Below are 21,882 nucleotides of genomic sequence, written 5' to 3' on the forward strand. Positions count from 1 at the left end.
CTGCGGCCTCGGACCCGCAGAACTCAGTCCGCGAGCGTGACGTCGACCTGAATCTCGGTCGCGAGGCGCTCGAGCTGCGCCACGAGGTCGTCGACGGAGACGTCGGGTTCCACCGTCGCGGTGATCGACGCCTCGAACAGGCGTCCGCCCGCCATCGCGGCATCCGTCGTCTGAGTCGACATGCGTTCGATGCTCGCGCCGTGCACGCCGAGGGCGGCCGAGACCTCGCGGACGATCCCGGGGCGGTCGTTGCCGACCACGTCGAACGTGACGGTACGCCCCGCCGGCCCGGCCGATCCCGCTCCCGCGTGAACGGTGACGGTGAGCGTGCCAGCGAGTCCTTCGAGCGCCGTACGCACCGCGTCGGCGCGTTCGGCGGCGACCGAGACCTCGATGATCCCGGCGAAGGCCCCCGCGAGTTCGGCGAGCTCGCTGTTCTCCCAGTTGCCGCCGTGGGCGTCGACAATGTCGGCGACCGCGGACACGAGGCCCGCGCGATCGTCGCCGACGACGGTGAGGACGAGGGTGGTCATGGCGACAGCGTAGCGACACCCGCGCTGCTACCGTGGGTGTTCAACCGGAGGGGGTGAGTTCGTGATCGCATCGCTGATCGCCGCGTTCAACCTGCTCCTGTCCACGGCCGAGCTCGCGCTGACCCCCGGCGGCGGCGCGCCCCTGCTGGCGGTGGTTCTCGCCGCGGCCGTCGTGCTGACCGCCGTGATCGTCCTCGTCGTGGCACCGGCGCTCGTCGCCGCGACACCGCCGCCGTCCGCACGGCCGATCGACCCCTCGGCATCCCTTCCCCAGAGCGATCCCGACGCCGCGGGTCACCCGCGCCCTCGAGCGCCGGGGCTCGTGACCCGCGTCGCGTAGCTCCTGCCTCGTCGCTTCGGCGACGGTTCGGCGGTGACCGCGACGCCGGTCGCCCGCGCGCCGTCGGTGCGCCCCGCGACCGATCAGCCCGTGATCACTCGCTCTGATGGGATGCCCCGTGGACCTCTTCGCCTTTCCGCCCCTCGCCCTCCTGCTCGACCTGACGACGCGCGCTCTGCTCGCTCTCACCTCGTTCCTCGAACCCCTCACCGGGGGTCTCGCCGCCGCTGTCGCCGTCGTCGTCGTGACGCTGGCGGTGCGGGTGCTGCTCGTCCCCGTCGGAGTGTCGCAGGCGCGCGCCGAGCAGACGCGGGCCCGCCTCGCTCCGCGGCTTCGCACCCTGCAGAAGCGGTGGGCCAAGAACCGCGAACGCCTGCAGCGCGAGACGATGCAGCTGTACCGCGACGAGGGCGCCTCGCCCTTCGCCGGATGCCTGCCCGTCCTGGCGCAGGCGCCCGTCGTCGGACTGCTCTACGCGGTGTTCCTGCACCCGCAGGTCGGCGGACACGTCAACACCCTGCTCGAATACGACGTCCTGGGCGCTCCGCTCGGCCGGAGTCTCGTCGGCGCCCTGTCGACGGGGACGGCGGATGCCACGACCCTCGCCGTCTTCGCGGTGCTCGTCGCCGTGATCGCCGGCGTCGCCGAGTTGACGCGTCGGCTGTTGCGCCCCGCGGTCGATCCCTCGGCTCCCGCGTGGACGACGGGGATGGTCGGCATCCTGCCGTTCACGACGGCCTGCGTGGCACTGTTCGTGCCGCTGGCGGCCGGGCTCTACCTCACCGTGACGACCGCGTGGACGCTGTGCCAGCGTCTGCTGCTGCGGCGACGCTACCCGCTGCCGCGCTGAGACCGGCGGCGGGGAACGCCCGGTCCCACCGCGGTGCGGCCGCGGCGTTCACCGCCGCCATGGCGAGCACGAGGAGCGCGGCTCCGGCGGGGAAGAGCATCGCGGTGGCGACGGACACGTTCTCGGCCACCGCCCCGGCCACGGCCGACGACAGCGCCTGCGCGAGAGTCAGCGCCGAGGCGAGGATCGTCATCGTCGAGGCCGACCGGCCGCGCGGCGCGCGGTGTCCGGCGAGGCTGAAGAGCGTGACGAGAGCCGGGCCGACCCCGATGCCCATGAGGCACAGCACGAGGGTCACGGTCGGCACGGATCCGCCGACCGAGTACGCCCCGGCGGAGGCCGTCAGCACACTGGCGAACAGCACGAGGCGCCAGCGCAACGGGAAACGCTCGGGGACGAGGGCGACGGCGAGGGCCAGCACCGCGGAGCCCACGCCCATCACGCCGTACAGCAGCGCACCCGCCTCGGGCGCCCCCTGCGCCTCCATGAACGCCGTCAACGAGGTGAGAGTGGAGCCGAAGAACAGACCGACGCCGAACACGGCGGCCACGAGCACGAGCATGCGCGGGTGCATCACCTCGCGCATCGGCGCCATCGCGGTACGCTCCGAGCGCTCGGGGACAACGCGGCCGGTGGGGTGCAGGGCGAAGGCGGTCACGAAGACGAAGCTGAGGATCGCGGCCCCCGCGATCGGCGCCCAGGGAGCGATCACCGCCGCCAGCACACCGACCACGAACGGCCCGATGACGAAGGCGGTCTCGTCGGCCGCCGACTCGTAGGCCATGGCGCGCGAGAATGTCCGGTCGCGCCGCTCGGGGCGCACGCGCAGACCGATGAGCGCCATCACGCGACTGCGCGACATCGCCGCGGTTTGGGGACCGGTCAGGCCGATCGCCACGGCCGCTCCGAGCAGCAGGGCGTCGGAGGTCGCGAATTCCACCACGAGGGGGAAGACCGCCAGCAGGATGCCGTTGGCCAGCCCCACCGGCACGAGCACGCGACGCTGCCCGTACCTGTCGGCGAGGTCACCGAGCACGGGGCCCGCGACGACGACGCCGAGACCCACGGCCGCGGAGGTCAACCCGCCAAGGGCGACCGAACCGCGCAGCGCGACGACGAGGGCGAGGACGCCGACGGTCATCATCGCGAACGGCAACCGAGCCACGAAGGCGACCGGGAAATACCAGAAGCCGGTGTGGTGGATCAGGGGCCGATGGTCGACGGCGGGCGCGGTCATGTAGCGGGTCTCCAGGGAGGGGCGATGGAACGTGCCGCCTTGCCGGACCGGTAGGTAGTTGCACAGAGTGCGGCGGGAAATCCCGCGCTATGAGTCTACCGCGGGCACCTCCGGGGCGCCTGGGCGCCCGGTATCAGCTGACGAGAGCGGCGATCGCGGCGATCACCGACGCGACCGCGAGCACGAGGGCCAGACCGATGAGCACCGTGTGCACGATGAGGAACGGTGTGGCCTTGCCCGCGGCGTTCTTGGCGCGGGGGTCTTTCGCGACTCGCACGTAGAAACGCGGCCAGACGACGACGTTGAAGACGGCGTTGGCGAACAGCAGCGCGATGAGGACGGGTTCCATGCGTCGAGCCTAAGCGCCGCCTGCCCCTCGCTTCTTCAGCCGCGACCCGGAGCTCACGCCGCGCACGCGATGCAGCGGCGCGCGAATGGGAGCACCTCGAGCCGGGCGTCGGCGATCGGCTGCTCGCAGTTCTCGCACACGCCGAACGTCCCGGATGCCACTCGCTCGCGCGCCGCGGCGATCTCGGCCTGCTCCGCTTCGGCGCCCCGGCGGAGGGCATCGACCTGGGCCCACTCCCCCGACAGCGTCGAGCCCTCGGGGTCGTGCTCATCGTCGGCCGTGGCATCGGCACGGTCGTGCCGCAGGCTCGCTTCATCGTCGCGCAAGCGCGAGAGGCGGTGCTCCACCTCGCGCTCGCGGTCGTCGAGCATGCGCGTCGCCGTCGTGGCATCCATCCTTCGACGCTAGCCCCCACCGCCGACATGCGGGCTGCGGGAGGATCGGCTCATGAGCGCACTCCGACGACACTGGACCCCCACCGCCGCGGCCTTCCTCGTGCTGGCCCTCGCCGGTCTCGTGGGCACGTGGACCTTCAACGTCTTCGCGATCGTGCAGATGCGGGACTTCTTCGGCGATCTCGTGTCCAGCGGACCGGCGGTGTCGTCGATCACCGTCGACCTGCTCGTCGTCGCGGTCGCGGGGAGCATCTTCGTGATCGTCGAGGGGCGACGGCTCGGCATGCGCTTCGTGTGGCTGTACGTCGTGCTCTCGGGGGTGACCGCTTTCGCGTTCACCTTCCCTCTGTTCCTCGCGATGCGCCAGCGGCGCATCACCGCCCTCGCCGCAGAGGGTCCGGCACGCCTCTCATGAGGCGCACCGGACCCTCAGCCTGGACGTCGCGACGCGAGCGCTCAGCGCGCGGCGAGACCCTGACGCAGGCCCTCGGCCAGCGGGGTGGTGGGGCGACCGATGATGCGCGACAGCGAGCCGTCGGTCGTGCCCAGCGCGCCGCGGGCGATCGCGTCGTCGATCCCGGCCACGAACGCCGCGGTGCCGGCATCCAGTCCCGCCGCCTTCAGCCCCTCCGTCAGTTGCTCGACCGAGACGCGCGTGTAGGTCACCGGTCGGCCGAGCACCTCGGACGCGGCCGCGGCGAGTTCGTCGTAGGTCCATGCGACGTCGCCACCGACCTCGACGGTCCGACCGGCCAGCTCGTCGGTGGTCAGGGCGATCGCCGCCGCTTCGGCATAGTCGCGACGGCTCGCGCTCGCCACGCGGGCATCGCCGGTCGCCGCGACGATCTCGCCGGTGTCTGCTGCACGCGCGACGGTGTCGAGGTAGTTCTCGGTGTACCAGTTGTGGCGCAGGATCGTGGCGCTCACTCCCGAGTCCGCAATGGCCTGCTCGGTGGCCTTGTGGTCGGCGCCGAGGGCGTAATCGACCTCGTCGACGCGCGGAGCGCTGGTGTACACGAGACGCTCGATGCCGGCGGCGCGGACGGCCTCGACGACGGCGCGGTGCTGAGCGACGCGGTCGGCGTCGGTGCCCGAGATGAGCAGCACGCGCGTCACGCCCGCGAGAGCGGGGGCGAAGGTCTCGGGGCGGGCGTAGTCGAGCTCGGCGACGCGGATTCCGCGGGCCGCGAGGTCGTCGACCCTGGCGGGCGTACGCACGCCCGCCACGATGTCGGATGCGGGAACGTCGCGCTCGAGCAGAGCGTCGATGACGAGGCGACCGAGGTGACCGGAAGCGGCGGTGACGAGGAGGGTCATGGTGGAATCCTTTCGATGGGTTCGTGGGGCTCAACGCCCCGTCGACCTCACCATTCCGAAATGCCGGTACCCACTTTGTGGTTAGGTACTCACATGAGCGTCAGTCTTGCGTCGATGCGCGCCGAACACCCCGGAATCTTCGCCGACGGGTGCCCGACCCGCACGGTCCTGGATCACGTGATGGGCAAGTGGGGCATCCTCGTGCTTCTCACGCTCTCGGACGGCACCCAGCGATGGGGAGCTCTGCGGCGCAACATCGACGGGATCAGCGAGAAGATGCTCGCGAGCACGCTGAAGACGCTCGAGGCCGACGGCTTGGTCCTGCGCACCGCCTACCCCGAAGTGCCGCCGCGCGTCGAGTACGCGCTGACCGACCTCGGACACGACCTCATGACGCACGTCATCCCCCTAATGGGCTGGGTGGCCGACAACGCGAACGACATCGTCGGCCCGCGGGAGTGAGCGTGCGCGTTCCCTCTGCCCGCGCCATGCGCGACAGTCTCACCTTCCGCGCCCCGCGCCGTGTGCCGCTGCTCCAGGTTGCCAAGTCGGCCATCGCGATCGTCGCCGCGTGGCTGCTCGCCGGGTGGCTCGTGCAGGGTCCTCCGCCGATCTTCGCCGCCATCGCCGCGCTGCTGGTGGTGCAGCCGAGCATCAATCAGTCCTTCACCCGGGCGGTCGAGCGCAGTGTGGGCGTGATCGTCGGCGTCCTCATCGCGGCTCTGCTCGGTCTGGTGTTCGGGTCGCAGCCCTGGGTGGCGCTGCTCTCCGCCGGGGTGGCGCTCCTGGTGGCATGGGCCGCGCGCATCTCCCCCGGAGCGACCAATCAGATCGCCATCAGCGCCCTGCTCGTGCTCGCCCTGGGCACGGCGACCCCGAACTACGCCCTCGACCGCGTGCTCGAGACCCTCATCGGCGCGGCCATCGGCATCGTCGTGAACGCCGTCCTCGTGCCTCCCGTGCTCGTTCCCCCCGCTCGGACGAAGGTCGACGTCCTCGGTCGCGAACTCGCCGCGGCGCTCGAGCGTCTCGCCGATGCCCTCGAAACTCCGCAGACGCCGGCCTCTCTCGAGGGACTTCTCCTCGAAGCACGCCTTCTCCGTCCGGTTCGGGATGCCGCAGCCGACGCGATCCGCGACGGAGCCGACTCGCTGGCGCTGAACCCCCGCAGCGGCCGACACCGCACCGACCTCGCGGAGATGGATGCACTCGTCGACCGCTTCAGCCCCGTCGTAACACAGACCATCGGGATGACCCGCGCGGTCTACGACGGCTACGAGCAGACGATCGCCGACGAACCCGCCGTCCGCGCGATCGCCGAGCAGTTGCATCGCGCCGCGCACGACGTGCGACTGGCCTTCGCCCTCGACGCGGGCCCCGAGCGCGCGGTCGACGAGGAGCCGGCCCTCACGCGTCCCCTGCAGATCCGAACGCCGTCGACCGCGCACTGGGTGCTCGTGGGCTCCCTGCTGATGGACCTCCACCGCGTCCACCAGACGCTGCGCGACGAGCACGAGTGACCTCCACCTGGGAACTCTCTCGCTGATCGCGCCCACTCGCCCCCGGGTCGGTCCTCCCCTGGTTGACTGAGGACATGGGTACCGCGATGTTCCCCCTCGGGGCCGTGCTCTTCCCGCACACGCCCCTCGCGTTGCGGATCTTCGAGGAGCGTTATCTCGTCATGCTCGGACGCCTGCTCGATGAGACGGATCCTGCCTTCGGCGTCGTCCTCATCGAGCGTGGCAGCGAGACCGGTGGCGGGGATCAGCGCTTCCCCCTCGGCACGATGGCGCAGCTCAGCCAGGTGGTTCCGCAGGCCGGCCAGATGCAGATCGTCGCGCGGGGAACCGAACGTTTCGAGATCGTCGCGTGGCTCGACGACGACCCCTACCCGAGGGCCGACATACGCGCGCTTCCCGACCTCGAGTGGAACGATGCTCTTCTCCCCCTCCTCGAGGAAGCCGAGCGAATCGTGCGTCGCGTGCTCGGCCGCGCGCAACTGTTCGGCGGAACGCGGTGGGATCCCGAGGTGGAGCTGGCGGAGGAGCCGCTCCCCCGCGCATGGCAGGTCGCGGCGATCGCCCCGCTCGGAGAACTCGACCAGATGGAGCTGCTGCGGTCGATGACTCTCGGCGGCCTCTTGCGCGCCACGATCGACCTCACCCTCGCGGCCGAGCCGTTGCTCGGCGACCCCGTTCCCGACGGCGTGATCGTCGTCGACGACGAGGGACCGACCGACGAGGACTGAGCCCGCGAACACCGGGAGAGGGCCGGGACGCCACGCGGGGCGAGTGACGCCCCGACCCTCTCGTCAGTTGAGTTCGCGCACCGACGACGGAATGACCCCGTCGCCGTAGAGGTCGATGGCGAGGTCCTGCAGCGCGGTCAGGGCGACGCGCTGCGTGAGCGGGCCGTACGAGATCCGAGCGACGCCGAGCTTCTCGTATTCTCCGGCTGACAGTGCTCCGGGGAAGCCGATGACACTCAACCGCTGGTCTCCGAGCCCCTCGACCAGCCGACGGGTTGTCTCGGCGTCGAGCAGACCGGGAACGAACACCGAGGTCGCTCCGGCGTCGAGGAAGGCGCGGCCGCGCTTCACCGCATCCGCGATCTTGTCGTCGAGTGGCCGATCGCCACCCTTGACGAAGACGTCGGTGCGCGCGTTGAGCACGAAGGGGACGCCCTCGGCCTCACCCGCCGCGATCACGGCCTCGACCGCGGCCACCGCCTCATCGAACGGCTTGACCCGGTCCTCGACGTTCGCGCCGACGACGCCCACCCCGATCGCGCGACGCGTCGTCTCGCCCGGGTCGCCGAAGCCGGCGTCGAGGTCGGCCGTCACCGGCACGTCCACCGCGGCGACGATACGCCCCACCATGTCCAGCATCACCTCGAGCGGGATGTTCTCTCCGTCCTCGTACCCGAAGGTCGCGGCGATCGAGTGTCCGGCCGTGGCGAGGGCCCGGGTCTCGGGCAGGGCCGCGATCGCGCGGGCCGAGACGACGTCCCACACGTTCACGACCCGCAGGATCTCGGGGGCGGTGTGCAGCTTCGCAAAGGACTCGGCCCTTTCGCTCAGGGCGCTCATGCCTGTCCCCCCTCCGAACGACCGGCATCGGCCACGATGGCCTCGGCGATGAGCGTCTCACCCGCGCCGAAACGGATGAACCGCCCCACCGAGGCGGGCTGCACGAGCACCGCGGCGACGACGGCCGCCACGTCCGCACGAGAGACCTCCGCCTTGCCCTGGGGCGCGGTGGTGATGCGGCCGGTGGGCTCGTCCGTCGTGAGCGTCCCGGGACCCAGAATGGTCCAGTCCAGATCGCTGGCGCGGAGATGGTCGTCGGCGGCGAGCTTCGCGTCGGCGTAGGCGAAGAAGGAGTCGTCCGGGTCGATGCCGTGGTCCGGCGTCGAGCCGATCCACGACACCATGACGAAGCGCCGGACGCCGGCCTTCGAGGCCGCGTCGATCGCTCGTTGCGCGGCATCGCGGTCGACCGCGTAGGTGCGCTCGGCGCTGCCGCCGCCCGCTCCCGCCGCCCAGACCACCGCGTCGGCTCCCGAGAAGGCCTCGGCCATCTCGTCGACATCGGCCTTCTCGACGTCGAGCACGAGCGGTGTGCCGCCCGCCTTCTCGACGTCGGACGACTGCTCCGTCTTGCGGATGACCGACGTCGCCTCGTCGCCCCGGTCGGCGAGCAGCCGAGCCAGGTGGAGGGCCACCTTGCCGTGCCCTCCGATGATCACGATGCGTTCCATGTCACTGTCCTCCTACTTTGTCGATCGACATCTTCAGGATCACTCGGTCGGCGCTGTCCGGCGGCGCCTCCTGCTGGGCGTTGCCGTAACGCTGTCCGAGGCGGACGTAGAACGCCCCCGTCGGGTCGGGTTCCGCCGCGACGAGGCGCCCTCGCACCTCGATGTACCGGTACGGGCGTTCGGGGTCGAACACCATCAGGCTCATCGAGGGGTTCCGCTGCAGATTGCGGAACTTCTGACGCGTCGTGGTGTGCGTGAAGAGCACATGCTCACCGTCGAACTCGAACCACATCGGGTTGACCTGCACCGTGCCGTCGGGACGGACGGTGCCGAGGCTGCCGTAATTCGCGTTCTCGAGAAGATCGCGCTGGTCGTCGGGGATCATCCGTGTCCTTTCGCCGAGGATCCGCGACCGACCCTACGCACGACCCCCGACATCGCCCGCGGGGTTGACGGCTTCGGCGAGCCGCCCCGACTCAGTCGATGTCGCCGTCCACGTAGACCCAGCGCCCGCCACGCCGGGAGAACCGGCTGCGTTCGCGCACCTCGCCGCGCTCACGGCCGTGCCGCCAGGCGGCGCGGAACGCCACGGTCGCGGCGTCCCCGTCCTCGGACGCATCCTCGATCACGAGCCCCGTCCACTCCGTGCAGTCGTCGACGGTGATGTCGTCGGGGCGGGTGCGCGGATGCCATGACCGGGCGAGGTGCACCGCATCGCCGACCGAGAAGGCGGTGTATCGAGACCGCATCAACCGCTCGGCGCTCGGAGCGGTCGCACCGTCCAGGATCGGTCCACAACACTCGCCGAACGGCGCGCGACCGCACGGACACGTCGCATCCGGTGCCGGACGACGTGAGACGGAGCCGAAGGACATCCGGCCACTCTAGGTCAGCGGGCCACCCCGCGTGCCAGGATCGACAGCGTGACCGATCGCCTCATGCTCCTCGACACCGCCTCGCTCTTTTTCCGCGCGTTCTACGGGGTGCCCGACAAGGTCAAGGCGGCCGACGGGTCCTCGGTGAACGCCGTGCGCGGGCTGCTCGACATGATCGCGAAGCTCGTGACGGCTTACGAGCCCTCGCGTCTCGTCGCCTGCTGGGACGACGATTGGCGCCCCGCCTGGCGCGTCGACCTGTTGCCGAGCTACAAGGCCCACCGCGTGGTCGAAGCCGTTCCGGCCGGACCCGACGTCGAGGAGGTGCCCGACCCCCTCGAGGCGCAGATCCCCCTCATCCGCGAGGCATTGGCCGTGCTCGGCATCCCGGTGGTGGGGGCGGCCGAGCACGAGGCCGACGACGTGATCGGAGTCCTCGCCACCCGTTCCGACGTCCCGGTCGACATCGTCACCGGCGACCGCGACCTCTTCCAGCTGGTCGACGACGATCGCGGCATCCGGATCGTCTACACCGCTCGAGGGATGAGCAATCTCGAACTCGTCGACGACGCGGCCGTCTTCGCCAAGTACGGCGTCCACGCGAAGCAATACGCCGACTTCGCCGTGCTGCGCGGCGACCCCTCCGACGGGCTGCCCGGCGTGTCGGGCATCGGAGAGAAGTCCGCGGCGGCGCTGCTCACCGCGTGCGGCGACCTCGATGGCATCCGCGCGGGGGTCCTCGAGGGCACCGCGGGAACACCCGCCCAGCGCGCGAAGATCGCCGCCGCCGCGGACTACCTCGAGGTCGCCCCGACCGTGGTGCGCGTCGCGCGCGAGCTCGACCTCGAGCCCTTCGACGACCGCCTCGGTCCCGTGGACCGGTCCGCCGCCGAAGAACTCGCCGAGCGCTGGAACCTCGGGTCGTCGATGACGAGGGCGCTGGCCGCCCTCCCCGCCTGAGCGGTCTCAGCGACCGCGCTCGAGCCAGGCGCGCAAGCGCTCGAGCGGCCAGGTCGTGACGATCCGGTCGACGGGCACCTGCAGAGCCTCGGCGCGCGCGGCACCAAAGTCCAACAGAGACAGCTGACCCGGAGCGTGCGCGTCCGAATCGATCGAGAAGAGGCACCCGGCGTCGATCGCGAGGGCGAGCAGGTCGTCCGGCGGATCCTGCCGCTCGGGCCGCGAGTTGATCTCCACCGCCACCCCCGAGGCCGCGGCCGCGGCGAACACCTCGCGTGCATCGAACTCCGACGGAGGTCGTGTTCCGCGCGCCCCCTCCACGAGACGGCCGGTCACGTGCCCGAGGACGTCGACCCGCGGGTCGCTCGCCGCCGCGACGAGCCGTTTCGTCATCGGCCCGCGCTCCATGCGCAGTTTCGAATGAACGGATGCCACCACCACATCGAGCGCGCGCAGCAGCTCGTCCTCCTGGTCGAGGGCTCCGTCGTCGAGGATGTCGACCTCGATACCGCTGAGGAGCGTGAACCCGTCGCCCCGATGACCACGGACGATGTCCATCTGCGCGCGGAGCCGCTCGGGCGAGAGTCCGTTCGCGACGGTGAGTCGCGGAGAGTGATCGGTGAGAGCGAGGTACTCGTGACCGAGTCCGCGCGCCGCGTCGACCATGGTCTCGATCGGCGTCAGTCCGTCGGACCATTCGCTGTGGCTGTGCAGGTCGCCCTTCAGCTGCGCCCGCAGCTCCGCGCCTCCGGTGGGGGCGGACTCCGCGCGCAGCGTCGCCAGGCGTTCGGGCACCTCGCCCCTCAGCGCCTGCTGGATGACCGCGAAGGTGGACTCCCCGATGCCCGCGCGGCGACGAAGCGACGGATCCCGCAACTGCGCGTCGCTCAGCCCCTCGATCGCGGCGGCCGCCGTGCGGAACGCCTTCGACTTGTACCGCGAGGACCGCTCCCGCTCGAGCAGGTACGCGATCTCCGTGAGCGCGTCGAGCGGGTCCACGCCTACTCCGCCAGCGCCTTCGAGGCCTCGACCCAGTCGTCGAGCTTCGCCGATGCGCGGCCGTCGTCGATCGCCGCCGCCGCGTCGGCCATGGCCTCACCCAGCCGCTCGAGGATCGGCCGCTGCACCTGCGCGGCATCCTGGAACAGACGGAACGACACGAGCCCCGCCGCCGCGTTCAGCAGCACGATGTCACGCACGGCCCCGCGGTCGCCGCCGAGCACCCGCCGCACCACGGCGGCGTTGTGATCGGGAGACCCGCCCAGCAGGTCGTCCATGTCGGCGAGAGGGATGCCGAGATCCCGGGGATCCAGATCGTGCTCGTGGACGTCGCCACGGCTGATCTCCCAGACACGGCTGTGCCCGGTGGTGGTCAGCTCGTCGAGACCGTCGTCGCCGCGGAACACCAGGGCGGTCGCCCCGCGCGTGCGGAAGACCCCCGTGATGAGTGGAACGCGGTCGAGGTGCGCGACGCCGACCGCGTTGGCCTCGGCACGCGCGGGATTGCAGAGCGGACCGAGGAAATTGAACACCGTCGGCACACCGAGCTCCGAACGGGTGGCCGCCGCGTGGCGGAAGCCCGGATGAAACGCCGAGGCGAAGGCGAAGGTGATTCCCGTCCGGTCGAGGATCTCGGCGACCTTCTCGGGAGAGAGCGTCAACCCGATGCCCAGCGACGACAACACGTCCGACGAGCCCGAGGCGGAGCTCGCGGCGCGGTTGCCGTGTTTGACGACGGGAACTCCGGATGCCGCGGCCACCACGGCCGCCGTCGTCGAGATGTTCACGGTGCCGTAGCGGTCACCGCCCGTACCCACGATGTCGAGGACGTCGGCGCGGACCGGGAGCGGCACCGCTGCCTCGAGGATCGCGTCGCGGAAGCCGACGATCTCCTCGACCGTCTCGCCTTTGGCCCGCAACGCCATGAGGAATCCGCCGAGTTGCGACGGTGTCGCCTCCCCCGCCATGACCTTGCGCATGGCCCAGGTGGACTCCGACACGCTGAGGTCGGTGCCGGCCAGCAGCGACGAGAGGAGATCGGGCCAGGTGAAACGTTCCGCCATGCCACGATCCTTCCACACGCGTGTCGCGCGGCGGCCCCCGGGACCCGGCGATGAAACAGCCTCCGTACCGGGGCTTATGTGCAGATTCTGAGGCTTCCCTAAGTCTCGACGATGGAATATCGCAGGGTGGGGATGGGAATATCGTGCTCGCGGATCGCGCATAATGGAACGGTGACGACCTCAGCGACGTATTCCCAGGCTGTGCGTGCCGTGAAGCGGCCCGACCCGGTCGCCGTGGGCACCATCGTGTGGCTGGGCAGCGAGGTCATGTTCTTCGCCGGCCTGTTCGCGATCTACTTCACTCTCCGCAGCACGTCGGCCTCTCTGTGGGCCGAAGAGACGCAGCTGCTGAACGTTCCCTTCGCGACCGTCAACACGATCATCCTCGTGCTGTCCTCGGTCACCTGCCAGATGGGCGTCTTCGCCGCGGAGCGGTACCAGCCGTACCGCACCGGCGGACGCACCGGCTTCCTGAAGTGGGGAATGGTGGAGTGGTTCTACCTCACCTTCATCCTCGGCGCGGTGTTCGTGTCGGGTCAGGTGTGGGAGTACGCGACCCTGGTGGCCGAAGGCATGCCCATCAGCGCCAACCCCTACGCCTCGGCCTTCTACATCACCACCGGCTTCCACGCCCTGCACGTGACGGGTGGCCTCATCGCCTTCCTGCTCGTGATCGGTCGTGCATACGCCGTGAAGAACTTCGGTCGGAAAGAGATGACCACCTCGATCGTCGTGTCGTACTACTGGCACTTCGTCGACGTCGTCTGGATCGCCCTGTTCTTCGTCATCTACTTCCTCAAGTAAGAGAGCAGTACTCCACATGGCACGCGAGAAGAAGACTCGTCGGGCGTCCGGGCGTCGTAGCCCCCTGGCCGCCGCCGCGCTCATCGGCATCGGACTCCTCCTGACCGGAGGCGTCTACGCCGGCGCATCGGCCGCGATGGCCGCCACCTCCAGCACCCCCACGAGCGAGGCGAACTCGGCGTCGGCGGTCGAAGAAGGGCAGAAGCTCTTCCAGGCCAACTGCGCCACGTGCCACGGTCTCGACCTGCAGGGCAGCCAGCAGGGTCCGTCCCTCTTCGGCGTCGGAGAACTGTCGGTGCACTTCCAGGTGTCGACCGGTCGTATGCCGCTGCAGGCGCAGGGGCCGCAGGCTCCGGTCAAGCCGGTGCAGTTCACCGAAGAGCAGATCAACGCGATCGCCGCTTACGTGCAGTCCTCTGCGCCCGGCCCCAGCTACCCCAGCGAGGACATCGTCGACGGTCAGGGCGACCTCTCTCACGGCGCCGAGCTGTTCCGTATCAACTGCGCCATGTGCCACAACGTGGCCGGCGCCGGTGGAGCGTTGACCGAGGGCAAGTACGCCCCCGACCTGCACACGGTCTCGCCGGTCAACATCTACGCGGCCATGGTCACCGGCCCGCAGAACATGCCGGTGTTCAACGACTTGAACCTGACCCCCGAAGACAAGCGCGACGTCATCTCGTACCTGATGTACCTGCAGAAGAACGAGTCCCCCGGCGGCTACGCCCTCGGCTCGCTCGGCCCGGTCTCTGAGGGCCTGTTCATCTGGATCTTCGGTATCGGAGCGCTCATCGCCCTGACCGTCTGGATCACGGCGAAGTCCAACTGACCGTCGTCTTCGACATTACGTAAACGCACGAGGAGCACCATGGCACACGAGGACGACGCACTCGAGCACGAGAGGGCTTCCTGGAAGCCCACCTCGGGGCTCGCCGTCGCGGTTCCCGACGCCGTACAGAACCCCGGCCTTCCCGGCCACCGTCAGCGCATGACCGACCAGGACCCGCAGGCGATGAAGCGTGCGGTTCGCACGGTCTACACGCTGTTCTACTTCTCGGTTGCGGCGAGCATCTGGGCGAGCATCGCCTACATGATCTTCCCGATCGAGTCGGGCGCGCTGATCGATATCCGCTACAACAACCTCTTCATCGGGCTCGGCATCGCGTTCGCGCTGCTCGCGATCGGCATCGGCACCATTCACTGGGGCAAGTCGGTCATGTCCGACAAGGAGTACATCGAGGACCGCCACGCCACTCGTGGTCGCGACGAGGTGCGCGAGGGCGCGATCAACGTCTTCGAAGAGGCGAACAAGGACTCCGGCTTCGGTCGTCGCGAGATCATCCGCAACTCGATGTTCGCCGCTCTGGTCGCCTCGGTCATCCCCGGCATCACGCTGTTCCGCGGCCTGGCTCCGCAGGACCAGGACCCGGTCAAGCTCCTCAGCCACACCATGTGGAAAGAGGGCATGCGCCTGACGCACGACCCCTCGGGTCGTCCGATCCGCGCGGCTGACGTCACTCTCGGCTCCGCATTCCACGTCATCCCCGAAGAACTCGCGGGACTCGGCCATGACGAGGGCTACCTCGAAGAGAAGGCCAAGGCGATCGTCCTGCTCATGCGCATGCAGCCCGAGCAGCTCAACCCCGAGACCAACAACCTGGACTGGTCGTACGACGGCATCATCGCGTACTCGAAGGTCTGCACCCACGTCGGTTGCCCCGTCGCGCTCTACGAGCAGCAGACCCACCACCTCCTGTGCCCCTGCCACCAGTCGCAGTTCGACGTCGCCAACGGTGCGGCCGTCATCTTCGGCCCGGCCGCCCGTCCCCTGCCGCAGCTCCCCATCACCGTCGACGCCGAGGGCTACCTCGTCGCGCAGAGTGACTTCCACGAGCCCGTCGGCCCCAGCTTCTGGGAGCGCTCATGAGCATCGGTACCCATCCCACCGAGAACGTCACCACCGAACCCGCAGTGCACGCGGGTGCGCCGGCGACGAGCGGACGCGACGGAAAGCCGCTCGGCGGCCGTTTCGTCGGCTCCGTCGCGAATTACATGGACGAGCGCACGAGCATGTCGGGCATCGTCAAGGAGCTCGGCCGCAAGGTCTTCCCCGACCACTGGTCGTTCATGCTCGGCGAGATCGCCCTGTGGAGCTTCGTGGTCGTGCTGCTCTCGGGCACGTTCCTGACGTTCTTCTTCCAGGCGTCCATGGTCGAAACGCACTACAACGGCGCCTACGAGCCCATGCGCGGCATCGCGATGTCGGCCGCCATGGAGTCGGCTCTGCACATCTCGTTCGACCTGCGCGGCGGCCTGCTCGTCCGACAGATCCACCACTGGGCCGCCCTCGTGTTCGTCGCCGGTATCGGCGTCCACATGCTCCGCGTCTTCTTCACCGGTGCGTTCCGCAAGCCCCGCGAGCTCAACTGGGTCGTCGGCTTCATCCTCTTCATCCTCGCGATGGCCGAGGGCTTCACCGGCTACTCGCTCCCCGACGACCTGCTCTCCGGTAACGGTCTGCGCATCATCGACGGAATGATCAAGGGCCTGCCGATCATCGGCACCTGGACGTCGTTCCTGCTCTTCGGCGGAGAGTTCCCCGGTACCGCGATCGTCGGACGCCTGTACACGCTGCACATCCTGCTGCTGCCCGCGATCCTCGTGGCTCTGCTGGCCGTGCACCTCATGCTGATGATCATCAACAAGCACACGCAGTTCGCCGGGCCCGCCCGCACGAACAGCAACGTCGTGGGCTACCCGATGCTCCCGGTGTACGCCTCCAAGATGGGTGGCTTCTTCTTCATCACGTTCGGTGTGATCGTTCTGATCGCCGCGCTGGTGACGATCAACCCCATCTGGAACTACGGTCCGTACGACCCGTCCCCGGTGTCCGCCGGTACGCAGCCCGACTGGTACATCGGCTTCGCCGACGGCATGCTCCGTCTGATCCCGCCGCACCTCGAGTTCGTGCTCTGGGACCACACCTTCTCGTGGAACATCATCATCCCCGTCGGTGTCCTGGGTCTCTTCATCGTTCTCGTGCTGGTGTACCCCTTCATCGAGGCGTGGGTGACCGGCGACAAGCGCGAGCACCACATCGCCCAGCGTCCGCGCAATGCCGCGACGCGCACGGCGATCGGCGCGGCCGGTGTCACGTTCTACGCCGTGATGTGGGCGGCCGCGTCGTCCGACATCATCGCGACGCACTTCCACCTCACCATGGAAGGTGTCATCCACGTCCTGCAGGCCCTGCTGATCCTGGGCCCGATCCTCGCCTACTTCATCGCGAAGCGCGTCTGCATCGCGCTGCAGAAGAAGGACCGCGAGATCGCCCTGCATGGCTACGAGTCCGGCCGCATCGTCCGCCTCCCCGGTGGCGAGTACATCGAGGTCCACCAGCCGGTCGACGAGTACGAGCGCTGGAAGCTGGTCGACAACGAGACGTACGAGCCCCTCGTCGTCCGTCCCAACGCCAACGGTGAGATCCCCTGGTACGAGAACGTCCGTGGTGCGGTTTCGCGCTGGTTCTTCGAGGACCGGCTCGCTCCCCTCACCCAGGCCGAGCTCGACGCCGCGGTGGCTCATCAGCACCACGAACTCGATCACATCGACCACGAGGAGGCCGACGAGATCGCCGGAGCCAACGCTCGCGCCGATGAGGACGGTCGACCCCGCAACGCGGTGGGCGAGCGTGCCGAGGTCGAGATCCCGGCTCCCAAGGGTCTCGAAGAGCGCAACCGCCCGGAGGGCGATAAGAGCGAGTAATCGCCCGTCGACGAAACCCCGGTGCCGCGGCACCGGGGTTTCGCGTTTCCTGCCCGGGGCGAACCGTGCTCAGTGCGCGGGGAGCGCGCGTGTCGCGCGACGCCGTCCCAGAGGTCCGCTCCCCCGCCAACGCCATCTGGCAGGGAAGCGTAGGAGCGTGGCATCCGCTGTCTTTCCGCATTCCGTCCGCGCCTCTAGCGTGAGAGCCATGAGCGACGCCCTTGAGTACTTCTCTCGCCGTCTCGCCTTCGAGACCGACCCGAGCGACGTCTACGCTGCCCAGAAGTCCGGACACGAGCTGGTACTCGTCGACGTGCGCGGCGACGACGCGTGGGGGCAGGGACGCGTCTGCGGGGCCATCCACATGCCCTACCGTGAAATCGCCGAACGGGCTCCACACGAGATCCCGGCGGGCACGCCGGTAGTGGTCTACTGCTGGAGCCCGGGCTGCAACGCCGGCCAGAAGGGTGCGCTCGCTTTCGCGCAGCTCGGGTACGACGTGCGGGAAATGATCGGCGGCTACGAGTACTGGGTTCGCGAGGGCCAGCCCACCGAGAACGACGACGGGCCGTGCGAACGGGTCTTCGACCCGACCGTCATGGTGGTGCGCTCCTGATCCTCGAGTGCGATCAGCCCCGCGGTTAGGCTTGCGACATGCAACATCCTCCTCTCGAGCCGTTCGCCTCCGGATTCGTGGAGCGACCGGACGGTGCCAGGGTGTACTGGGAGACCTCGGGAAACCCCCGGGGGCGGCCGGCCCTGTATCTGCACGGCGGCCCCGGCGGTGGGCTCGGCAAAGGTGGGTACCGGCGCCGCTTCGATCCCGACCTTCATCTCATCGTCGGGATCGACCAGCGAGGATGCGGGCGGAGCGAGCCCTGGGCCGCCGATGATCTCGCCAGCCTGCGGCACCAGACGATGGACAACCTGCTCGCGGATATCGAAGCGGTGCGGGTCCACCTCGGCATCGACCGTTGGCTCCTGCACGGGGTGTCATGGGGTTCCACCCTGGCACTCGCGTACGCCCTCGAGCATCCCGACCGCGTCAGCGAGATCGTCAACTTCGCCGTCACCACCGGAGGACGCTGGGAGATCGACTGGATCACCGACGGGATCGCCCCGGTCTTCCCTGAAGCGTACGAGCGCCTCCGCTCGCTTCTGCGTACGGATGAGCGCACGATCGAGGGATACGCGCGACTTCTCACCGGCCCTGACCCATCCGCGCGTCAGACAGCCGCCGACCAGTGGGACGAGTGGGAAGCGACGCATATGTCCCTCGGGCCCCTCTCAACCCCGGGACCGTTGCACGACGATGAGCGGCACCGGCTGAATTTCGCCACCCTCGTGACCCACTACTGGGCGCGGGACTGCTTCCTCCCCGGCGACACAGCCATCCTCGATCGCGCAGAGCAGCTCGCGGACATCCCCGGTGTCCTCATCCACGGGCGGCGCGACATCAGCGGGCCGTCGCTGACCGCGTGGAAGCTGCACCGCGCCTGGCCGGGCTCTCGCCTCGAGATCGTCGAGGAAGACGGCCACGGCGGTCCGCGGAGCGCCCAGCTGGCTCAGGATGCGATGGACGAGTTCGCCCGGGCATCGCGCTGAACGCAGATCACGAACCCTGGAGCCGAGCCGGATGCGCGGTCGAGAAACGGATCAGGCGGTCTCGACGTCTTCGGCGAACCAACGGGCGGCGGAGCCGAAGAACACCGGATCGCTGCTCACCGTCTGATCGTCGTCGATGACGTCGCACACGACGACGGTGACGTTGTCACGCGTACCAGCTTCGAGTGCCAAAGCCACGGCAGCGGCCGCAGCCGAGCGCGGGTCTGATGACTCAGCGACAAGGCGAGCGACGTCAGCCTCCGGCACGTAGTCGGTCAAGCCATCGCTGCAGAGGACCCAACGATCTCCGGCTACCGGCGGACGTTCAGCGACGGAAACGACATCTCCCTCGGCACCACCGAGAGAGGCGGTGATGATATTGCGCCGCGGGTGTGCCTGAGCTGCCTCGGGGGGAATGATGCCGTGGTCGACGAGCGCCTGAACGTACGAGTCGTCACGCGTCTCGCGTGTGAACTCGCCGTCGCGGAGCAGATAGGCCCGCGAGTCTCCGGTGTGAGCGAGCAGGAGCTCACCGCTCACGCTGAGGAAGATGCCGGTGAACGTCGTCGCCATGCCCTGCAGCGCAGGATCGCGCTCGACGTGGGCACGGATGTCCCAGTTCGCTTCGCGGATGCGGACGAGCAGGCCGTCGGCATCCATTCCACCACCTCGCGTCGCCACGAGACGGTGCAGAAGAGCGGCGGAGGCAAGGTCCCCGGAGGGCCCTCCCCCGACGCCATCGGCCACCGCCGCACCCCAGGACGCCGCGAAGGCGGCGTCCTGATTGGTGGGACGGTGGGAGCCGGCGTCGGAGACGGCGGCCGCGTTCAGCCGAATGGGCACGGGGTCAGCGCGCGAAGTACCCGCGGTAGTACTCGTACACCCAGCCGACGATGGCGATGACGAACACCGCGAAGCCGACGGGGACGAGCCAGCTGCCGACCGCGAGACCGATCACCGCGATGGCGGCGGAGGCCGCGAGCACGATGGGCCACCACGACCACGGGCTGAACTCGCCCATCTCGGGGTCGCCGTCGTCGATGTCAGCCGTCAGGGTGTCTTCGGGCAGGTCACCGCGCTGCGCCTTCATGACGCGCGAGATGTAGAACGCAATCATCGACGACATGAGGCCGAGGAAGACGAGCGCGACACTGCCGACCCACTCGACGCCACCGTGCTGGAGGAGGCTCCAGACGGTGTAAACGGCGGCGATCAGGAAACCGAAGACGGCCAGCAGCCACCAGAGTCCAACGTTGGTACGCATTCTTACTTGACCTCTCCGGCCGCGGAGTCGACCACGGGCGCCTCGGGTGCATCCTTCGCGGGCCCCACACCGACCGGGATACCGGCCTCGGGGTGGTTCAGGTCGAAGGCAGGGCGCTCGCTACGGATGCGAGGAATCGAGGTGAAGTTGTGACGCGGGGGCGGGCACGAGGTGGCCCACTCCAGCGACGCTCCGTACCCCCACGGGTCGTCGACCGTGACGCGCGGTGCCTTGCGGGCGGTGATCCAGACGTTCAGGAGGAACGGAATCATCGAGGCGCCGAGGATCATCGAGCCCACGGTGGAGAGCTGGTTCTCCCAGGTCCACCCGTCGGCGGCTGCGTAGTCGGCGTAGCGGCGAACCATGCCGTCGACGCCCAGCCAGTGCTGGATGAGGAAGGTCATGTGGAAGCCGATGAACAGCATCCAGAAGTGCACCATGCCGAGACGCTCGTTGAGCATCTTGCCCGTCCACTTGGGCCACCAGAAGTAGAAGCCGGCGAACATCGCGAACACCACGGTGCCGAACACGACGTAGTGGAAGTGCGCTACGACGAAGTAGGAGTCGGAGAGGTGGAAGTCGAGCGGGGGCGAGGCGAGGATGACGCCGGTGAGACCACCGAACACGAACGACACGAGGAAGCCGAGGGCGAAGACCATGGGGGTCTCGAACGTGACCGAGCCCCGCCACAGCGTTCCGATCCAGTTGAAGATCTTCACGCCGGTCGGAACGGCGATCAGCATCGTCATGAGGGCGAAGAACGGAAGCAGCACACCGCCGGTGACGTACATGTGGTGCGCCCACACCGCGACGGACAGGGCCGCGATCGCAATGGTCGCGTACACGAGCGTCTTGTAACCGAAGATCGGCTTTCGGCTGAAGACGGGGAAGATCTCGGACACGATGCCGAAGAACGGCAGCGCGATGATGTAGACCTCGGGGTGACCGAAGAACCAGAAGAGGTGCTGCCAGAGGAGCACGCCACCGTTCTCGGGGCTGTAGATGTGCGCGCCGAGCACGCGGTCGGCAGCGGCGGCGAAGATCGCGGCGGCCAACACGGGGAACGCGAGCAGGATCAGGATGCTCGTGATCAGCGTGTTCCACGAGAAGATCGGCATGCGCCACATGGTCATACCGGGTGCACGCATGGTGAGCACCGTGGTGATGAAGTTGACCGCGCCGAGGATCGTGCCGAAACCGCTGATGCCGAGACCGAGCATCCAGAGGTTTCCGCCTACGCCCGGAGAGAAGCTGGCGTTGGCGAGCGGCTGGTAGGCGAACCATCCGAACCCGGCCGCACCCTGCGGGGTGAGGAAGCCGGAGACGGCGATGGTCGAGCCGAAGAGGAACAGCCAGAACGCGAACGCGTTCAAGCGCGGGAAGGCCACGTCGGGCGCACCGATCTGCAGCGGCAGCAGCGCGTTGGCGAACCCCGCGAACAGCGGCGTCGCGAACATGAGCAGCATGATCGTGCCGTGCATCGTGAACAGCTGGTTGTACTGCTCTTTGGTGGGGATGATCTGCATGCCGGGCTCGAACAGCTCGGCGCGGATGATCAACGCCATGACGCCACCGAGCATGAAGAACATGACGGAGGCGATCAGGTACATGTACCCGATGGTCTTGTGGTCGGTGGAGGTGATCCACTTGACGACCAGATTGCCCTTCTGCTCCACACGCGTGGTGCTGAGCAGTGCGGCTTGACGCGGCGGGAGAGTCGTCGGGCGCGAGGGGCCCGTCCCCTGGAGCGGAAGCGTCGTGGCCAT

Annotated in this window: 27 protein-coding genes; 13 read left to right on the forward strand and 14 right to left on the reverse strand. The window is 68.9% G+C overall.

Annotated elements, in window-relative coordinates:
• Window positions 1-23: 23 nt before the first annotated feature.
• Window positions 24-533: a glycine cleavage system protein R gene (locus DEU35_RS00260; RefSeq protein WP_116238308.1), complete on the reverse strand. Its 510-nt coding sequence runs from the start codon at window positions 531-533 to the stop codon at window positions 24-26.
• Between the two features lie 61 nt (window positions 534-594).
• Between DEU35_RS00260 and DEU35_RS00265 the strand changes: the two genes are divergently transcribed.
• Window positions 595-873 (forward strand): DUF6412 domain-containing protein, encoded by a 279-nt coding sequence (locus DEU35_RS00265; protein WP_218026316.1) that lies wholly within the window; start codon window positions 595-597, stop codon window positions 871-873.
• A 118-nt stretch (window positions 874-991) separates the two neighbouring features.
• A complete protein-coding gene (locus DEU35_RS00270; protein ID WP_116238309.1) occupies window positions 992-1,723 on the forward strand; it encodes a membrane protein insertase YidC in 732 nt (243 codons plus the stop codon).
• On the opposite strand, the gene DEU35_RS00275 is transcribed toward DEU35_RS00270, so the two are convergent.
• The 3 genes from DEU35_RS00275 to DEU35_RS00285 form a co-directional block, all read right to left on the reverse strand.
• Window positions 1,653-2,960, reverse strand: coding sequence for an MFS transporter (locus DEU35_RS00275; RefSeq protein ID WP_116238310.1), 1,308 nt, complete (start codon window positions 2,958-2,960; stop codon window positions 1,653-1,655). The genes DEU35_RS00270 and DEU35_RS00275 overlap by 71 nt on opposite strands.
• Window positions 2,961-3,093: 133 nt before the next feature.
• A complete protein-coding gene (locus DEU35_RS00280) occupies window positions 3,094-3,309 on the reverse strand; it encodes an SCO4848 family membrane protein (protein ID WP_103210757.1) in 216 nt (71 codons plus the stop codon).
• Window positions 3,310-3,362: 53 nt separating this feature from the next.
• On the reverse strand, window positions 3,363-3,704 hold the full coding sequence (locus tag DEU35_RS00285) for a TraR/DksA C4-type zinc finger protein (protein WP_103210754.1): 342 nt from the start codon (window positions 3,702-3,704) through the stop codon (window positions 3,363-3,365).
• 52 nt (window positions 3,705-3,756) lie between these two features.
• Here DEU35_RS00285 and DEU35_RS00290 point away from each other — a divergent pair, with 52 nt between their 5' ends.
• Entirely contained in the window at window positions 3,757-4,119 is a 363-nt protein-coding gene (locus DEU35_RS00290; protein ID WP_103210752.1) for a DUF2834 domain-containing protein, read from the forward strand.
• 41 nt (window positions 4,120-4,160) lie between these two features.
• Here DEU35_RS00290 and DEU35_RS00295 read toward each other — a convergent pair whose 3' ends face one another.
• The gene (locus tag DEU35_RS00295; protein ID WP_103210749.1) at window positions 4,161-5,021 is read right to left on the reverse strand and encodes an SDR family oxidoreductase; all 861 of its coding nucleotides are present in this window, start codon (window positions 5,019-5,021) and stop codon (window positions 4,161-4,163) included.
• Window positions 5,022-5,114: 93 nt separating this feature from the next.
• Here DEU35_RS00295 and DEU35_RS00300 point away from each other — a divergent pair, with 93 nt between their 5' ends.
• The 3 genes from DEU35_RS00300 to DEU35_RS00310 all read left to right on the forward strand — a co-directional run bounded on the left by DEU35_RS00300 (window position 5,115) and on the right by DEU35_RS00310 (window position 7,269).
• A complete protein-coding gene (locus tag DEU35_RS00300) occupies window positions 5,115-5,483 on the forward strand; it encodes a helix-turn-helix domain-containing protein (RefSeq protein ID WP_103210747.1) in 369 nt (122 codons plus the stop codon).
• A gap of 2 nt (window positions 5,484-5,485) precedes the next feature.
• Window positions 5,486-6,541 (forward strand): aromatic acid exporter family protein, encoded by a 1,056-nt coding sequence (locus DEU35_RS00305; RefSeq protein ID WP_307723121.1) that lies wholly within the window; start codon window positions 5,486-5,488, stop codon window positions 6,539-6,541.
• A 74-nt stretch (window positions 6,542-6,615) separates the two neighbouring features.
• The gene (locus tag DEU35_RS00310) at window positions 6,616-7,269 is read left to right on the forward strand and encodes an LON peptidase substrate-binding domain-containing protein (RefSeq protein ID WP_103210745.1); all 654 of its coding nucleotides are present in this window, start codon (window positions 6,616-6,618) and stop codon (window positions 7,267-7,269) included.
• A gap of 63 nt (window positions 7,270-7,332) precedes the next feature.
• On the opposite strand, the gene DEU35_RS00315 is transcribed toward DEU35_RS00310, so the two are convergent.
• The 4 genes from DEU35_RS00315 to DEU35_RS00330 form a co-directional block, all read right to left on the reverse strand.
• Complete coding sequence (locus DEU35_RS00315; protein WP_103210743.1) at window positions 7,333-8,109, reverse strand: isocitrate lyase/phosphoenolpyruvate mutase family protein; 777 nt, start codon at window positions 8,107-8,109, stop codon at window positions 7,333-7,335.
• Entirely contained in the window at window positions 8,106-8,780 is a 675-nt protein-coding gene (locus DEU35_RS00320) for an SDR family oxidoreductase (RefSeq protein ID WP_116238311.1), read from the reverse strand. Before DEU35_RS00320 ends, DEU35_RS00315 begins: the two co-directional genes overlap by 4 nt.
• Window position 8,781: 1 nt before the next feature.
• Window positions 8,782-9,165 (reverse strand): PPOX class F420-dependent oxidoreductase, encoded by a 384-nt coding sequence (locus DEU35_RS00325; protein WP_103210739.1) that lies wholly within the window; start codon window positions 9,163-9,165, stop codon window positions 8,782-8,784.
• A 91-nt stretch (window positions 9,166-9,256) separates the two neighbouring features.
• Window positions 9,257-9,655 carry a YchJ family protein gene (locus DEU35_RS00330; RefSeq protein WP_116238312.1) on the reverse strand — a complete coding sequence of 133 codons (399 nt, stop codon included), beginning with the start codon at window positions 9,653-9,655 and terminating at the stop codon, window positions 9,257-9,259.
• A 48-nt stretch (window positions 9,656-9,703) separates the two neighbouring features.
• Between DEU35_RS00330 and DEU35_RS00335 the strand changes: the two genes are divergently transcribed.
• Entirely contained in the window at window positions 9,704-10,615 is a 912-nt protein-coding gene (locus DEU35_RS00335; protein ID WP_116238313.1) for a 5'-3' exonuclease, read from the forward strand.
• A gap of 6 nt (window positions 10,616-10,621) precedes the next feature.
• Here the strand turns inward: DEU35_RS00335 and DEU35_RS00340 are convergent, their stop codons facing one another.
• Both DEU35_RS00340 and trpD read right to left on the reverse strand, forming a co-directional pair.
• On the reverse strand, window positions 10,622-11,614 hold the full coding sequence (locus DEU35_RS00340) for a PHP domain-containing protein (protein ID WP_116238314.1): 993 nt from the start codon (window positions 11,612-11,614) through the stop codon (window positions 10,622-10,624).
• A 2-nt stretch (window positions 11,615-11,616) separates the two neighbouring features.
• The gene (trpD, locus tag DEU35_RS00345) at window positions 11,617-12,678 is read right to left on the reverse strand and encodes an anthranilate phosphoribosyltransferase (protein WP_103210728.1); all 1,062 of its coding nucleotides are present in this window, start codon (window positions 12,676-12,678) and stop codon (window positions 11,617-11,619) included.
• A 132-nt stretch (window positions 12,679-12,810) separates the two neighbouring features.
• Here trpD and DEU35_RS00350 point away from each other — a divergent pair, with 132 nt between their 5' ends.
• The 6 genes from DEU35_RS00350 (at window position 12,811) to DEU35_RS00375 (ending at window position 18,852) form a co-directional block, all read left to right on the forward strand.
• Window positions 12,811-13,482, forward strand: a complete 672-nt coding sequence (locus DEU35_RS00350; protein ID WP_116238315.1) for a heme-copper oxidase subunit III — start codon at window positions 12,811-12,813, stop codon at window positions 13,480-13,482.
• Between the two features lie 16 nt (window positions 13,483-13,498).
• The gene (locus tag DEU35_RS00355) at window positions 13,499-14,311 is read left to right on the forward strand and encodes a c-type cytochrome (RefSeq protein ID WP_103210724.1); all 813 of its coding nucleotides are present in this window, start codon (window positions 13,499-13,501) and stop codon (window positions 14,309-14,311) included.
• A gap of 39 nt (window positions 14,312-14,350) precedes the next feature.
• Window positions 14,351-15,409 (forward strand): ubiquinol-cytochrome c reductase iron-sulfur subunit, encoded by a 1,059-nt coding sequence (locus tag DEU35_RS00360; protein WP_116238316.1) that lies wholly within the window; start codon window positions 14,351-14,353, stop codon window positions 15,407-15,409.
• On the forward strand, window positions 15,406-17,247 hold the full coding sequence (locus tag DEU35_RS00365) for a cytochrome bc complex cytochrome b subunit (RefSeq protein WP_103210719.1): 1,842 nt from the start codon (window positions 15,406-15,408) through the stop codon (window positions 17,245-17,247). The genes DEU35_RS00360 and DEU35_RS00365 overlap by 4 nt, the downstream gene beginning before the upstream one ends.
• Window positions 17,248-17,455: 208 nt before the next feature.
• Complete coding sequence (locus DEU35_RS00370) at window positions 17,456-17,863, forward strand: rhodanese-like domain-containing protein (RefSeq protein ID WP_103210717.1); 408 nt, start codon at window positions 17,456-17,458, stop codon at window positions 17,861-17,863.
• A 38-nt stretch (window positions 17,864-17,901) separates the two neighbouring features.
• Window positions 17,902-18,852, forward strand: a complete 951-nt coding sequence (locus tag DEU35_RS00375; protein WP_116238317.1) for an alpha/beta fold hydrolase — start codon at window positions 17,902-17,904, stop codon at window positions 18,850-18,852.
• Window positions 18,853-18,903: 51 nt separating this feature from the next.
• Here the strand turns inward: DEU35_RS00375 and DEU35_RS00380 are convergent, their stop codons facing one another.
• From DEU35_RS00380 to ctaD, 3 genes are read right to left on the reverse strand one after another with little or no spacing between them, the layout of a single operon-like run.
• Entirely contained in the window at window positions 18,904-19,695 is a 792-nt protein-coding gene (locus DEU35_RS00380; protein ID WP_103210712.1) for a PP2C family serine/threonine-protein phosphatase, read from the reverse strand.
• Between the two features lie 4 nt (window positions 19,696-19,699).
• Window positions 19,700-20,116, reverse strand: coding sequence for a cytochrome c oxidase subunit 4 (locus tag DEU35_RS00385; RefSeq protein WP_103210709.1), 417 nt, complete (start codon window positions 20,114-20,116; stop codon window positions 19,700-19,702).
• A 2-nt stretch (window positions 20,117-20,118) separates the two neighbouring features.
• Window positions 20,119-21,882 carry a cytochrome c oxidase subunit I gene (gene ctaD / locus DEU35_RS00390; protein WP_056227796.1) on the reverse strand — a complete coding sequence of 588 codons (1,764 nt, stop codon included), beginning with the start codon at window positions 21,880-21,882 and terminating at the stop codon, window positions 20,119-20,121.

The sequence above is a fragment of the Microbacterium sp. AG157 genome (genome assembly GCF_003385695.1).
GTDB lineage: Bacteria > Actinomycetota > Actinomycetes > Actinomycetales > Microbacteriaceae > Microbacterium > Microbacterium testaceum.